Here is a 15,034-nt window from a genome sequence, read left to right as displayed (position 1 = left end):
CCAACCCAGCGGTGCCGTGGGAATCCTCGCGCTTCAGCGCGGGGAGGATGTCAAAGGCTGACAAACGGAAGTATTGCTTTCGCGTTTTCATCGTAGGAAAGCGCTTCAGCTTGACTCACACCTACGGGGGTGATCAAGTCGATCACCCGTGGAGCGTTGCCGGAGGCCTCCTCACGGGCTCCACCGAAGGTAAACGCCCCAGGATTCCCCACTTGTACGTCGCGGAATGAGCCGAAGTTCTCAGAGCCAACTACTGGGATAACTTCTGTGTTTGTGAGATCAATATCCAGACTGTCCTTGTCCACAATTAGTGTAACCGTGTTGGCAGTGCGATCGACCGTGATTTCCGGGGTCCCCAGGTTTGACCCCTCGGCGTCTATAACATCCCGCTTGAAGAAGTCAGATGTCCTCCCGAGGCCGCTAGCAGCGACTCGGTAATGCCACTCGTCGGCAAACTCTACGTTTACCCCTAAGTCGTCGCGTGAAGTTGTGCTTCCGTTAGCGAGTGACGGGTCGCGGAGCCATAGGGTAAAGATCTGCGGCGAGAAGTACTCTACGTCGAAGCCATTCTGTAAGCTTTCAACCTCGAAGGTGAACTCATAATTACTATCGGACTCGGACAGCGTGAACTGCCGCAGGTCGAAGGCACCATCGTTGAACGCGCTGTCAGTCGGGTACGTATATGAACCGGGGCCGTAATCATCACCTACCGGATCGTCGAACTCGGTCTCGATGCCACTCTGGGGATCAGCGGGTCGGATACGCATCGCAGTCCCGCCGCTGGCTCCCATCGAGATAGTGACTGTGTCACCTGCTGAGACGCGATAATTGCTAATGTCGATTTCTGTCGGATTACGCTCCACGCCAGTCCCGGCGGCGTCGGCATACTCCGTCACCATCCACCCATTCTCCCGGCTGGTGAGGAATTCTTCGAGCGAGACTGTCAACTCTCGCGCGTTCTCGTCAGTCATCGCACCGAGGAACCATTCCTCACCACTGCGTCTAGCGACGATAATATACTCCCCGATGGCGGCGTCTACGACAGTCGTCTCGTCCCAGTTCGTGGGGACCTGTTTAATGAATTCAAACTCTGGTTCGGTATCGTAATTTTCGTTTTCAGTGTCCTCGCTCTCGAAGTCCGTGTACGCCGCAGGGAACGGGGGAGCACTACCCTGCTCGGTGACACCGATAGTGTTGAGGTTGAGACCCCCAACATCGTCTGCGCCGAGTTTAATCGCTACCGTGTTGTCACCGGCTTCGAGATCGACCGAAACCGTATGAATAGCCCAGTCATCCCAGTACTCAGTGAATGCCGGTGTGAGTTGTTGTTCGGCTCCGCTGACCTCCAGTGTAAGTTCCGGATTCCCGTTCCTGGTAACTACGTCCCGGTTATCCTCTTCATCACTCGCGTATCGAAGGTGGAGATCGTAGGTTCCGGCTTCAGCGACATTCTTTATTTTGAACGTCACTGTCGCGCCTCGTGGTTCGCGGTTGGGATCTATGGGGACATAATGGGCACCGTAGGCATTGCGCCACTGATCAGCGGTGATCATGCCGTTCAGGTCTCCGGCCTGTGCCTGAACAAACTCGCCAATCTCGAACGTATTATCGATATACGCTTCGATGCGATCGGCAGCCATCTGGAGACCGGCTAGATACGCCGGATACATCGCTAACTGCTTTGCTCGAGTTGTCTGGATCTGGCCACCTTCGTCATCGTTGAATGTAATGTCAAAGATACCGGGCTGGTAACTCGTGGGGCCGGCGAGCATCCGGGTGAACGGAAGGGTAACGTGATGATCTCGTCCGACGTCCGCACCGAGCGCGCCGAACCCGTCATACTCCTGTGCTTTCACGACTTCCCGCGCAGCGACGTTGGGGTACGTCCGGATTTCACCAGTTGGTTTGATCCCCTCGTGGATCTCCAACATCTGGCGGTTCGCAGCGGCAGCTTTGATAACACTCCGGTGGTGGTTCACCGCACGCTGAGAGTGGTGGGTATACGTCGCCTCCGCATCGGCTTCTTCATCGTACAAGCCTGGGTCGTTGACATAGCCGTTCTTGATCGACCGAATCCCAGCGGCCTCGTACTCTGCGAATAGATTTTTATTTTCGATCTCGTCTTCGTAGTTGCCGAGATTCCCCGACGTCTCATTGTGCATGGTCATCTCGACCGCGTTCGAGAGACCGGCTCCGAACTGAGTGACCTCGTTCACATCAAAGTCCGGATACGAGTCATCAACACCAAGCTCGAGCGCTGCTCCATCGGCACTGGCACCATAGGTACTCCACCCCTCATTCCACCCCTCCGCGAGAACACTGTCGATGCCGTGCTCGCTCGCGAATCGCATGTACCGTTTCATCCGCTCCGTCCGCGCGCCGTGGATGTACGAAGCAGGATTGTTACCATTGCCGGATATCTCACCATCGCTCTTATACTCCCAGTTGGCGCTTCCAGCGATCATCGTCCACCAGATACCGACGTACTTCCGACCGTCTTCAAGCCACGACGTGTCACCACCGCTCGGGAACGCTGCCTCGTCGAGTGGGTCCGCTAGCAAGGGGATGAGCTGAGACTCTATCAGGTCTCCCGGCGTGTCCCCGATCTGGAGCGTTCGCCATGGGGTCACGTGGGGAGCCGAAGCCTTCACTGATGACCCGTCTGGAAGCGGCGCGAGCTCCGCCGCAAATCGTGGACTCCCCGCGCTAGATTGAGACGCCAGCGACAGGGAGGCGTAATCGGTGAGATTCGATTCGTGAACGCTCAGATACGGCCCATCACCGCCAGTATCCATCGTCAGCGGCGTGTGTGCCCCACGTTGCACTGAGTTCCCAAGCGGCCGTGTGGATCCGGCTCCTGACGGAATATCACTCAACGAGCCCGTCTCGTACTCCTGTTCAAACCTCGGATTCACCCACTCGTTTTCGATCCACCACGCGTCATAATCATCGGCAAAATTAAACTCCGTGTTCTCCGAGTTAATAATGAAGTCTCCAAATTCGTCACCCAACAGCACGCGGAACCCGAGCCCGCTGTTGAAGACACGCATCTCAAGGCTCGCTGTGCGGCCATCTTCTGTTGTCTCCTCGTCTGTTATCTCTTGTAGATTGAGCGTGAGATAATTGTACTCCTCCTCGACAGAGGCGAAATCGCCCCACTCTGGTGTCCACGATTCTGTTGTAGTCCCACGCTCACCGCCAATAACAGTAATATCTGGTCCGCTGCCGCTAATGTCTGTCCCGAACGCCTCTTGATCATTGAAGTTGAACCCAATTGGCGACGACTCCAGGTACGTCGTTCCTTCATACCTGACAGTGTAGCTGGGCACTCCCGAAGAGACGTCGACAGACATATCGATAGATCCGTCTGGAGAACTGACCGTCTGTATATCGAGATCTCCTTCAATCGCGTTCGCTTCGTCCGGCTTCTCGACATCAGCGTGAATAGTCACCGGAAGCGTCTGGTCGGCCGTAACGGATTCTGTATCGATATAGACGCCAATTGATTGGCTTTCGCCGACAGCCAACGTGGGCACGTCGCCCTCGCTGTTACGAAGCCGCTCATCCTGATTACCTCCTCGATAAAAGTAGATGGAATCTGAATCAAAGGGTGTGTCACTGAAATCGAGAGTCCCCCAGGTGTAGATCGTCTGTGTTCCTTGATTTGTGATCTCAAAGACGTCATCAAACACGTACTCGGAGTCGGGGCCCAACCCCTGACCACCAGAATCTGTGTCACTGAAGTCAAGTCCAAGCTGACCGGTGCCTGTTACTGTTGCATATTCACCGTTCGGCCCGCTAGACGGCGCCAATCTGAGGAATGCATCCGCATCCCCCGCAACTTGAACATTAACATCTCGATTTGCTGTGACACTACTGAATGCACCAGTCCCGACGGCACTAGCGCCAGCGGCGCCGCCGAGCAACATGAGGAGTTGGCGTCGATTTACCATGGTTGTTCAACCGATGCCCAATGACGGAATCGAACCGTCGGATCGTGGCTGAGAACCACAGACCACACCTGTGTGGGTGATACGTAATCGTGAAAATGTAAATAACTACATATTTTAGAGGACAACTGAGCTATTTGTTCTCTCACATTATATATGGGACCCTACTTATATAATCTTTGAAATTATATTATGTAGGACCCGGTGGATTGACTAGAGCTTGCTGCTGTACACCACAACCCCCGACCTCGATCTCAACGATGCGAACCTCTTCGGCGTGACGCCGACGCTTCTCGACCTGATGGGTGTCAACACCGACGACGAGTTCGACGGCGAGAGCCTGCTCGGGTGACTGTGATCCGGACCTGCCTACTCTTTCGACAGCGCACCTGAGCCGTGTAGAAGGTGACCGATCCCGACGCACCCGCTGCGGATTCAACACAGGTCGACCGCCGCGTACTGGTCTGTGTGGACGGACCACAGCTTTCGAGAGAAATGAAAGAATATACTATGATACCAAAGTACTATTTTCCTCTATTTCGTGTGTGCCGATATGAGCGACCGACACCCACCAGCTACGTTTACAGATATCAACGAGGCAGTCGGGACAGACTGGGAGTCTAACACGACGCCATACGAGCGCATTCGGCATGTCATTAGCCACACATACAGCCCACTGTCGGCTGATACGGTCGCTGATACTGCGCGGACCGCTCCGAAGACCGCTCGAAAGCATCTGAACACACTCGCAGACGAGGGGTTCGTCGAGACGACACCCGGCGAGCACGGCAGTACGCGGTATCGTCGCTCGTCTGAATCACTGGTCATGGAACAGGCGTCCGACATCCTAGAGCACGCTTCGACTGACGAACTCGTCGCACGGATTCAGGACATGCGCGAGCAACTCACAGAGTATCAGGCTGAATTCGGCGTCGAGTCCCCTGAAGAGTTAGCCGTCAGCCAAACGAATCAGGCTCTTGCCGAATCCGGGGTTCCACAAGGAGGGATCGATCCCGAGCGGATTCGTGAGTGGAAGACGCTCCGCCGGAACCTCGCGTTCGCAAACGCGGCCCTCTCGATCAGTACCGCCGAGCAGTTTGTCGACGATGACCGTCGCTCGACTGATGAGAACGTCCCGGCCTGAGCGATGGTGGACGCTTCAGATCACAACGAACATCATACACTCCGTGGAGCGACAGACCGTCCGGCACTACTCACGATTCGTGATGTCATCGAGGAGATGGAGCCGCTTGCGACAGCCGAACTCGATAACTATCTTCATCCATCTGTCCTCGAAGTTGCGCTCGACGATGGACTGTGTACGGCCGACGCGGCGCGGATAGACGTCCAGTGGACCACACAGGCTGACTACAAGTTCCATTATACCGACACAGAAGCGGTGGATTTCCGGTGGGGAAAGCATACACATGCGGACGACTATCTCAACGTCACGGGGCTCGAACATTATCATCCGCCGCCGACTGCGAGCTCAAAGCCAGACGAGGTTGAAGAATCCTGTGTCAAACAGGCTCCCGAAGCATTAGTGACTCGCGCTGTCCTCAAACTCTGGCGGGTCGCCTACCACATGGATTCGTACGACCCACTCAATACCGGTCGAAATCCGCCGTGAACTGCTTCGAGGGCAAGTGGTTCGAGTCACGGAACGCCTCATGACGAAAAACTTCGCCGTCCGTACGATCCTGAGAGTTCCTGTCGGTTCCCAACGGCGTTGATAAAACTCGGTACAGACGTTCGGCTAGTGGATTGCTTCCCACTATGTCAGGAGCACGGCCGAATCCGAATTCAGGCCGCTTCCAACACACCACGTACTGCGTGTAGCCGTCTCAGGGAAAGCTTGAGGAATGTTCAAGCAAAGCTTGACCGACCCAGAGCAGTCGTTATTTCGTTTCAACTGGTTTATTACTATTTAGTAACGTGTTCTGGAACGGTGTATGCCGGATTGGGGACGGAGAGAGCACGTGCTCGCAGTTGTCATCGTACTCTCGCTTATCATCGCAATTCCAGGGACAGGTGCGTTCTCAGCAGTCACGGCAGACCGAACTGTAACGGTGAACGTGGCTGATGACGCAGATGCGCTCCTTGGTTTGGAGCCACACAGCGCTTCGAACGGTCAATACGCAACGACAAGCGGTGGTCAACTTGAGTTACGGATCGACGACTCGAACCCGTTGATCCCCGGTGACGGCATCAACCAAGACGCCATCTCAACGTTCGATGACGTGTTCAATATCACGAATCAAGGGACACAACGCGTCGCGGTGTCGGTCAACGATAGTGCGAGTGAAATAACGTACTACGTCCGCCGTGATGGCGAACGCTTGTCACTAAGCGACGTCAAGGTTGTCTTGGACCCCGGCGACGTCGCGGAGGTTGGACTCGTTACAGACACGGCTGGTGACACAGACGCGATTGTCCCCGGCGATCTGACGGTAGTGGCTGAAGCGACAGACGCGGACACACCAATTATTGGTGCCCCAGAGGATGATCGTCCCGATATTGTCATTCCCAACCAGACGGCAGCAACGCAGGCAGGTGTCGACACAATCAGGGTTGGAACGCCGTTGTCACAGAATAGCTCCACGACCGTGGAAGCGGTCCAGACGCAAGCAAGCTCGTACACTGGGGTCGCGCTTGAGTCGCTCCAGTTCCCCGAGTCAGACACAGAAGCCGTTGGGCTCTCAATTGAGCAGCGCGAAGGGGCCCCAGCGAACGGGCCACCGCTCGATACTGGCGACACCGTAGTCACTCATTTTGTTGCCACCCCAGATACCCAGGCGACAGAAACGCAGCCGGTAACGTTCAGTTTCCGGGTGAATGAATCAGTGGCCGGCAATCCCGACGAGCTGACGGTCTACCGATACAGCGATAGCTGGTCGACACTTGACGCAACTGTCAAAGAATCGCAGAATGGCTACGTGGTAACTGCCTCCTCACCTGGCTTTTCGACGTTCGCTGTCGGGACGACAGCAGAGTTGTTCACCGAAGAGCCAACAGAACCGGGTGTCATTACAGCCGTCAACACGACCAACCAGATCGACCGGACGGGTGACGGCTATCTGTCTGCGTTCGATCTCGAAGCGACCATCGATCTCAGTACCACTCCCGTCGAATCACAGCCGGTTGTGAGTGTGTGGATCGACGAAGCGAACGCTGGCACGTACACGATTGGCGAGGAGTTCAACGGCACCGTGCCACTAATTATTGACTGGGAGGCCCTTGCTGAACTTGAGCGTGGGAGCTACGATGTGCGCGTCGATGTGCGTGCTGGCCCCGATCCAACCGCTGAACGGCTCGATAGTGAAACCATAACGCTCCAACTTGACCCGGTTGCTGGCGCGACCGATCCCAGCGCACTCACCTTCCAGTCTGAGACAGCCGATCTGTACCGCGGATACAGCGAGCAACTTTACAGTCCAGCGTACCGGCGCACTGTTGCTGACCAAGCTGCCGACCGCGCCGCGGCGACGCTCAACGATCAGCTTGCGGGGATGATCAACCCCTCGCTACGGGATTTCGCGGTCGATCTCGCACTCAAAGCGGTGCCGGGTGGCCAAGTCATCGACTCCGGCTTGAATGCCGCCGAAACCGCACAAGACGTCGTTGATGCGACGATCGTCGCCGGGAATGTCGGGATTACAGTCCAACAGGAAAGCACGGCCATCTATCTCGAGGCCACGAATACAGAGACGACTGCGCTTCGCGAGAGACTGGACGCACTCGTCCAAAACAGCGAGGACCTCAAGACCGCACGGGACACGGGGAATGAACAACTCGAAACAGAACTGCTCGTCCAACGGCGAGAGCTCTTGCGGGAGACGTACAGGCTCATCCCCACACATGTTGATGCCGTCCACGAGGCGGTTATCGACCAATCGGTTGGGCCAGAGGATCGGAACACGTACGCTGAACTCCGGAGCCACGGCGAACTGCTTCGGCAAACGATACTCTCAGATTACGCACTCACTACAGAGGAACTGACCGGCAGCCCTGAATCGCTGGCAGCAACGCAAGCGATGCCGACACAGGGGTGGGAGCGCACCGACCGATCGGTCGTGTACGACACGATCACGTATCCAGCTGATTACACGGTCTACCGGGTTTCGGTGAGCGAGACAGAAGCAAATCAGACCGCTCGGCTCCGCTTACAGGGTAACAACGTCGATTCGATGGTCGCGTTCGTCACCGACGAGCAACCGTTCACACCGCTGAACGCAACCGGTGAGCCGATGTCCGATGTCGCGCTTGAACAGTTCCGGACGCTCCAGCCAACGCGCACATACGACATCAAAACGCCCGGTGAGTACTACGTCGTTGTCCGGGGCGGGAACGCGATTGGCCAGTACCGACTCATTGGCTCGACGACGACCGCCACCGGGTCGTTCGGCGATGCCGTCTCCGTTGAGCCACTCACGCGGGCGAACGCCCCTGCGCTCCGGCCGACAGTCGAGCTCGCTGAGTCCCCTGAGCCGTTCACACTCGAAGAAACAGACCGGACGATCTATGCGGCCAGTGATCGGAGCGTCTCACTAACGTGGAATCTGTCGGATGCGGAGACACCGCTTTCGGAGTTGGAGTACCGGTACCGCGTCGATCGTGGGAGTGGGTTTAGCGACCTGTCTCCCTGGCAGTCTGCGACCGCAACCGGCACGCTCCCCTTAGACCTCGAATTAGATGAGGGCGTCAACCGCGTCCAGATCGTCGTACTCAACGACGATTACATGCAGACTGTCCAAAGTGTGGATGTCGTTGTGAGCACGTTCGAACCACAGGCGTACCTCGCGACTGACGGCAACGTCACCTCAAATGCGCTGTTCGTCAAGGTCGTCCCTGACCGGCGGATCGGCGGGATCGAACTCCAGTATCGCGAAAGCGGCACTGATGAGTGGACGCGCTGGCAAAACATTACTGACACGGCCGGACTCGGCCGGCTTGAGTTCCCGCAGACGGGGTATTATGAGGTTCGGACCCGGGCAATCTCGCCAAGTGGGGTTGTCGGCGAGTGGGCCACGACAAACCTTGTGTACACCGGCCCGCCGAGTGTGTCGCTCACAGCGGCGCCATCCAACATCAAGACGAGTGACACGCCCCCAGAACGGTATGAACGGGTGACTACCGCTGAGAAACCAACCGTGTCCTGGTCGGTCAGCTCTCAGCTCACGGCCACCGACGAGTTAGAGTACCGAACCCGGATCAGTTCCGGTGACACGAACGGGTCGTGGTCGGCGTGGCAGTCGGTGCCGTCGTCGGGGACTGTCACGCAGTCCTCTGCGCTCGCGGAGGGCACGCATACATTTGAGATTGCGGTCCGTGATGAAGTTGGGCGGGTGAGCAGCCGTTCGGTCGAGCTTACGGTTGACCGAACCACGCCAACAGTGAACCTGACGACCGCCCCTGACGTAGAACGCGGCCACGTGACGGTTGGTCTCAACGAACGTGTGCGAACGCTTGAGTTTGAGTACGCTACAGCGGCTGCCCCCGACAACTGGCAGCCGCTGACAACACGGTCGTTCGTCAACACAGGGCGGCTGGCCACATCAGTCGGCCTCGATCCAGGCCAGTACAGGGTTCGCGTCCGCGCAACTGACTACACTGGCGCCACAAGCAACTGGACAACCGACACCGTTCGGAGCCTCCCGGCAGACGAGAGCCCGAACGACGATCCAAACGGGTCCGCAAGTGGTGAGTCGATCAACGACACTGTCGCCGGGAGCGGCACGGGTGATACCACGACGATTTCGCTGTCAGAAATTGGGGAGTCAAACCGGATCGATGTCAACCTCATCTCCGGCGAGATGATCGTCGATGCGTACCTGCTCACCAGAGACGGCCGTCGTGAGCACCTTCGCTCGATCAACCTGTCCGCGCAGCAAAACCAAACGCTCGCTGTCGATGCGCCCGGCCCGTTGGTTGCCGATGCGCAGGGGATGGAACTGGATATCCGCGGTGACGGTGTGGTGTATCTTGATAGCCTTCGCGCGTTCCGGACGACTGGTCCGGAGCCAACCGTCGAAACGGGACCAGGCTCTGTCACGGCAAACACGCCGACGAACCTCTCGATCGATACCGATCCGTACGTTGCGGGTTCGATCGACCGTGTCGAGTGGGACCTCACCAACAACGGCACCGTTGATGCCACCGGACCGAACATTACACACGTCTACGATCGCTCCGGGAACCGCACCGGCACCGTAACTGTGACCAACGTCTTCGGCGACGAGTACACGAGCAACTTCACGGTGGCAGTCAACGCAGCGCCGGCACCAACCATTGCCGCTGTCGAGACAACCCTTACGGATCAGTCGATCGTATTCAACGGCAGTCGCACAGTCGATCCGGACGGCACGGTTGTGACGACGCAGTGGGCTGTTGATGGGGATATCGTTGCGACGAACACCAGCACGTACACGGCGACGTTCGAGGAGGCGGGCGTGTACAACGTCTCGCTTACCGCGACTGATGATGACGGCGCGACTGCGACCGACACAACGGCACTCACCGTGGCTGGCCCGGTGAACTTCACCGATGTCTCGGGGCCGACCTGTACCGGCTTCTGTGAGCGCGAGAACGATACGACGCTGGCCGTGGGGGGCATTCCAAACGTCGAGACAATAACTGTCTCGCAAAACGGGAACGACTACCGTGTGAGCCCACTCCAGAACGGCCAAGCGATCGATGAGTTCTACGACTACGGGAACGCGAAGATCAACTCGCCGCTTCCAATTGCGGAAAGCGACCGGAGCCGGCTCTTCTTCTGGGATGGGCCGGACGGATTGAGTCTTGTCGTGCTCCACGACGAGGGGACTGATGGATCTGGAGGTGCTGTCTCCTTCGACTTTGACAGTCTTCCGAGTGACGGGTCCTGGGTTGTACAAGACGATAGTGGTGATTTCACAAGCCGAACACAGGCTGACTGGACGTGGAACAATCTAAAGACAGATGGGGGTGCGTTCCGGGGCGGCCTCTACGACCAACAGCTGGCAATCACGCCGCGGTTCAACGATGCCGCACGGGAATCACCGCTGACACCCGGCCAGATTGATCAGTGGGAACTGTTGACCGGTCAGGCAACGGATCCGGAGAGCATGTCATTAGCGATGGATGAGCCCGTGACAATTACTGTGCCACCCGAATCAGGTGGTACTGCCCCGGGTGCTGGAAACGGGACTGGCACGGCCACGTGGGCGGTTGAGCGTGTGGCAGCAGGACAAGTCACGTACGATCTCGTCTACGAAACGGAGCAGGTTGGTGAAGATCCAACCGCGACAGTCACAATCACTGGCAAGAATGGAACGACACAAACCCGGGAGTTGACGATCGGGACTGCTGGGACAGAACAGCTCCGGCTTGACCTGTCTCAGTTCGACGGGGATGTGACGATGAGCGCAGCAACAGAAGATACTGCGCTCCGCCTCCGACTTCGGCCTGTTCTTCGGCCATCCATGGACGGAGACGCCGAAAATTGACCACCTGAACAGGTTGTGCCGAAAGAATATTTGATCCGGCAACTACTGTAAATCACGGGGCTTTCTCCTTACACTTCCGTAAAACGCAGAACCTCTTCGTTTTCAAATACATTCAGAAACGCGGAGCTGACAGCGGCAGAATCATGGCTCCGAGCCTTCGTCGTCTGCTGGACCGATGCTTAAGTTAACACGACCGGCCAAACGCCCTTGCGACGAGCAGATGCGTTGCCTCGTGAACAATTATTAATCCGTATAGGGTGAGACAGATGGGATTACTTTCAGTATCGTAACGTTTTCACGGACACATTGAGCAGTCCACTACATGGAAGCGCAACGTGTCCTCGTCACAGGCGGCGCTGGCTTCATCGGCTCCAATATCGCCAACCATCTCGCGGCACACAACGATGTGGTCGTTGTTGACGACTGCTACCTTGGAACGCCTGACAACCTCAACGATGATGTTGAGTTTGTCGACGCTTCGGTCGTCGACGACGATCTCCCCACCGACGTTGACGTCGTGTTTCACCTCGCAGCCCTCTCCTCGTACAAGATGCACGAGGAGAATCCCGCACAGGGCGCTCGCGTCAACGTTGAGGGATTCGTGAACACGATCGAACAGGCCCGTCAAGACGGGTGTGACACGGTCGTGTACGCAACTACGTCCTCTATCTACGGAGATCGGACGGAACCCTCACCTGAGACAATGAACGTCAAAGCCCGCACTGGCTACGAGGCCTCAAAACTCGCGCGTGAGCGCTACGCAGAGTACTTCCACAATTTCCACGACATGACCCTTGCTGGAATGCGCTTTTTCTCCGTGTATCAGGGCTTTGGCGGCGCCGAAGCACACAAAGGTGAGTTCGCCAACACGGTCGCGCAGTTCACCGACAAGATCGCGAATGGGGACCGCCCAGAGCTCTTCGGTGATGGTACCCAAACGCGCGATTTCACCCACGTTGACGATGTCGTGCGTGCGTGTGAGCTCGCTGCCGATCACGAACTCCAGGGGATCTACAACGTCGGGACCGAAGAGAGCTACTCGTTCAACGAGATGATCGAGCTGATCAACGAGGAACTTGGGACCGATGTCGATCCGAAATACATCGAGAACCCGCTGGATGAGTACGTCCACGACACGATGGCGGACTACTCAAAGCTTCACGAGGCCACCGGCTGGGAGCCCAAAATTGGATTTGAGGAGGGTGTGTCGCGGGTGTGTGAACCGTACCAGTAGCTACCTCAGAAGCTGTTAGGATTCTCAGTCAGCTAGTCTTATTTACTACATCCACTACTAGTGTTTTGACGTGCTTCCATTAGGCCACCTCTCCTTCGCGTATCTCTGGTATGTCCTCTACGCGGCGGTTAACACCTATCGACTCCCCGCCCGGCTTGCGCTTGTCCCGCTTGCGTTTGGGAGCCAATTTCCGGATATCATCGACAAACCGCTGGCGTATCTCGAGATCCTCAGATATGGCCGTTCGCTCGCCCACTCCGTATTCACGTTCACGATATGTTCGCTTGCGGTCTGGTGGGCCACGAACCGCCTTCGCAGCCGCTGGACAGCCGAGAGCCTCCCCGAACGACTCCGAACCGCCACCCCAGCAGCGTTTGCGCTCGGATATGCGAGTCACCTGCTTGGCGATACGTACCAGTTTTTCCTCGCAGGTGATCTGTGGGCTGCACGCTTTCTGGTGTACCCGCTCTATTCTGTGCCAGTATCTCCGGCCGACGATGTCGCGCCGTGGGTTCGACTCTTCCGGATCTACCAAGAGATGGGGACTCATCCGCAGGTGAACTTGATCATTCTTGCTATTGTTATGTTCGTAGGACTACGACTCTACCACCGGAAACACCCACGCTCAGACTGCGTGTGAGATACCTACGCTTGGCTATCTCTTGTCTTACCCCTGTACTGTCTCCACAGATCCCGCACCACAACACCCAGCGTCACCACAAGCACGGCCACCGAAAACGCAGTCCACAGTCGCACATTGACACCGTCGACGCCAGCCCAAAACGGAACTTCAGGTCGCGCTTGTGCCGCAACGAAGGGCCACAACAGATCGGCCGGAATCTTCCCAGTACGCAAGACCTGATAGGTGTCTCCGAGCACATGGAGTAGATACGCGACGACAAAGGCACCAGCCACCCGCAGCCGATCCGTCTGCCAGCCATACACAAGAATACAACCAGCGATCGGGATCGCAAACGGTAGCGAGTGTATGAACACCCGCCCACTAGGCAGTACTCCAAACTGATGAGCAAGTGGCTTGTCAATCAAATCGGGAAACTGACTCCCAATGCTCGTCACAAATACGACTCCCCGCGTTGGCAGTTGCCGATCGCGAATACCGACGTACACGACAATGGGAAGGAGGGCGACGAGCAGATGCTCGTGGGGGAACACACTGTGCCGTTGCCGAGAAGACGCAAAAAACGTTCTTTTGACAAGGAAACGAAAATGTGACCTCCGTCTGTGAACTACCCCACCCTACCGCTCGCCTGACGGCTCGCGTTTAACAGTGGGGCTTCCTGTTTCAACGACGCGCTTTGCAGATACCGAGGTATCCACAGCGAGCGCAGTCTCCACAGGCGTTGATAAAGCTACGAGCGCATACCCCCGTCTTTACGCCGGGGCGAAGGAGCTAGTAGCGCACACCTCCACCGATGACGCTACGGTTGGGTTTCTCACCACCATTGTCGGTACGGTGGTCGGAGCAATTGACTGAGAGTTTGGAGGCGGTCTTGTGGCTGTAGCCGTTGAAAAATCCAACGTAGTTTGACCACACGCGACGTTCTGTCACGGAATTCCATCTGTAGGAAGCCGCAAAGTTTTATTTATTCACTCCGGAGTTTTAATCAGCCAAATGAGTGAGTCCTCCGCACAGGTGTCGTCAAGATCTGCCACGCAGTCGGTCATCTGTACCAACGTCACGCAGCGGTACAACGACGACGAGGGTCTCTTTTCATCCGGCGGGCACACGGTCACCGCACTCGATGACATCTCACTTGGGGTCGACAGCGGCGAAGTGGTCGGGATTGCGGGGCCGAGCGGAAGCGGGAAATCGACGCTGCTACACGTGCTCGCCGGGCTCGCGACGCCGACTGAGGGAACTGTCAAGATCCGCGGGACGGAGCTGGCGGCGCTGTCACGGCGACGGCGGACCGCGTTCCGGCGCGCGAACGTCGGCATGGTGTTCCAGCGGTTCCACCTGCTACCCGCATTAACCGCGCGTGAGAACGTCGCCCTGCCGCTCGTTCAAGAAGGAGTCTCTCGGGGTCGTCGTCGGGAGCGTGCAGCTGAACTGCTTGAGGCAGTCGGGCTCGGCGACAGACGCGATCACCGACCCGGATCGCTCAGCGGTGGCGAACAGCAGCGCGTCGCTATCGGACGCGCACTGGCAGCGGACCCGGCGGTCGTGATCGCCGATGAACCGACAGGTGAGCTCGACAGGGCGACCGGCGATCGAGTGCTCAACCTCCTCACGGAGATCAGCGACGACCACGCAGTTGTCATCGCGTCACACGACACACAGACGCTCGACCGCACGGACCGCGTGGTCTGGCTGCGGGACGGGAAAAGAGAATGACTCGGCAGAC

At 57.3% G+C, this 15,034-nt stretch carries 9 protein-coding genes and 1 pseudogene; 7 read left to right on the top strand and 3 right to left on the bottom strand.

What is annotated here, in order from left to right; genetic code table 11:
* Positions 1–50 precede the first annotated feature (50 nt).
* Entirely contained in the window at positions 51–3,929 is a 3,879-nt protein-coding gene (locus tag DVK06_RS12040) for a glycoside hydrolase family 97 catalytic domain-containing protein (RefSeq protein WP_233561687.1), read from the bottom strand.
* Positions 3,930–4,170: 241 nt separating this feature from the next.
* Between DVK06_RS12040 and DVK06_RS19605 the strand changes: the two genes are divergently transcribed.
* The 6 genes from DVK06_RS19605 (at position 4,171) to DVK06_RS12010 (ending at position 13,308) form a co-directional block, all read left to right on the top strand.
* Positions 4,171–4,302, top strand: coding sequence for a hypothetical protein (locus tag DVK06_RS19605; RefSeq protein WP_255410367.1), 132 nt, complete (start codon positions 4,171–4,173; stop codon positions 4,300–4,302).
* A gap of 201 nt (positions 4,303–4,503) precedes the next feature.
* Positions 4,504–5,094: an Rrf2 family transcriptional regulator gene (locus tag DVK06_RS12035; protein ID WP_121600422.1), complete on the top strand. Its 591-nt coding sequence runs from the start codon at positions 4,504–4,506 to the stop codon at positions 5,092–5,094.
* A 6-nt stretch (positions 5,095–5,100) separates the two neighbouring features.
* Positions 5,101–5,580 carry a hypothetical protein gene (locus tag DVK06_RS12030; protein ID WP_394345516.1) on the top strand — a complete coding sequence of 160 codons (480 nt, stop codon included), beginning with the start codon at positions 5,101–5,103 and terminating at the stop codon, positions 5,578–5,580.
* 349 nt (positions 5,581–5,929) lie between these two features.
* Positions 5,930–11,434, top strand: a complete 5,505-nt coding sequence (locus DVK06_RS12025) for a PKD domain-containing protein (RefSeq protein WP_158600075.1) — start codon at positions 5,930–5,932, stop codon at positions 11,432–11,434.
* Between the two features lie 322 nt (positions 11,435–11,756).
* The gene (locus DVK06_RS12015; protein WP_121600419.1) at positions 11,757–12,668 is read left to right on the top strand and encodes an NAD-dependent epimerase/dehydratase family protein; all 912 of its coding nucleotides are present in this window, start codon (positions 11,757–11,759) and stop codon (positions 12,666–12,668) included.
* A gap of 70 nt (positions 12,669–12,738) precedes the next feature.
* Positions 12,739–13,308: a metal-dependent hydrolase gene (locus DVK06_RS12010; RefSeq protein WP_121600418.1), complete on the top strand. Its 570-nt coding sequence runs from the start codon at positions 12,739–12,741 to the stop codon at positions 13,306–13,308.
* Between the two features lie 5 nt (positions 13,309–13,313).
* Here the strand turns inward: DVK06_RS12010 and DVK06_RS12005 are convergent, their stop codons facing one another.
* Both DVK06_RS12005 and DVK06_RS19260 read right to left on the bottom strand, forming a co-directional pair.
* Positions 13,314–13,841: a metal-dependent hydrolase gene (locus DVK06_RS12005; protein ID WP_121600417.1), complete on the bottom strand. Its 528-nt coding sequence runs from the start codon at positions 13,839–13,841 to the stop codon at positions 13,314–13,316.
* Positions 13,842–13,925: 84 nt separating this feature from the next.
* A pseudogene (locus DVK06_RS19260) lies at positions 13,926–14,033 on the bottom strand (RNA-guided endonuclease TnpB family protein); the annotation flags it as partial.
* A gap of 268 nt (positions 14,034–14,301) precedes the next feature.
* Here DVK06_RS19260 and DVK06_RS11995 point away from each other — a divergent pair.
* Positions 14,302–15,024, top strand: coding sequence for an ABC transporter ATP-binding protein (locus DVK06_RS11995; protein ID WP_121600416.1), 723 nt, complete (start codon positions 14,302–14,304; stop codon positions 15,022–15,024).
* Positions 15,025–15,034 lie beyond the last annotated feature (10 nt).

The sequence above is a fragment of the Halorubrum sp. Atlit-28R genome (assembly GCF_003665955.1).
Lineage (GTDB): Archaea > Halobacteriota > Halobacteria > Halobacteriales > Haloferacaceae > Halorubrum > Halorubrum tropicale.
This window is presented reverse-complemented; position numbering and strand designations above follow the sequence as displayed.

Bases quoted from the DNA above. Each gene is read 5' to 3' on its own strand.
- DVK06_RS11995 (WP_121600416.1), top strand. From the start codon at position 14,302: ATGAGTGAGTCCTCCGCACAGGTGTCGTCAAGATCTGCCACGCAGTCG.
- DVK06_RS12040 (WP_233561687.1), bottom strand. From the start codon at position 3,929: ATGTTGCTCGGCGGCGCCGCTGGCGCTAGTGCCGTCGGGACTGGTGCA.
- DVK06_RS12035 (WP_121600422.1), top strand. From the start codon at position 4,504: ATGAGCGACCGACACCCACCAGCTACGTTTACAGATATCAACGAGGCA.
- DVK06_RS12015 (WP_121600419.1), top strand. From the start codon at position 11,757: ATGGAAGCGCAACGTGTCCTCGTCACAGGCGGCGCTGGCTTCATCGGC.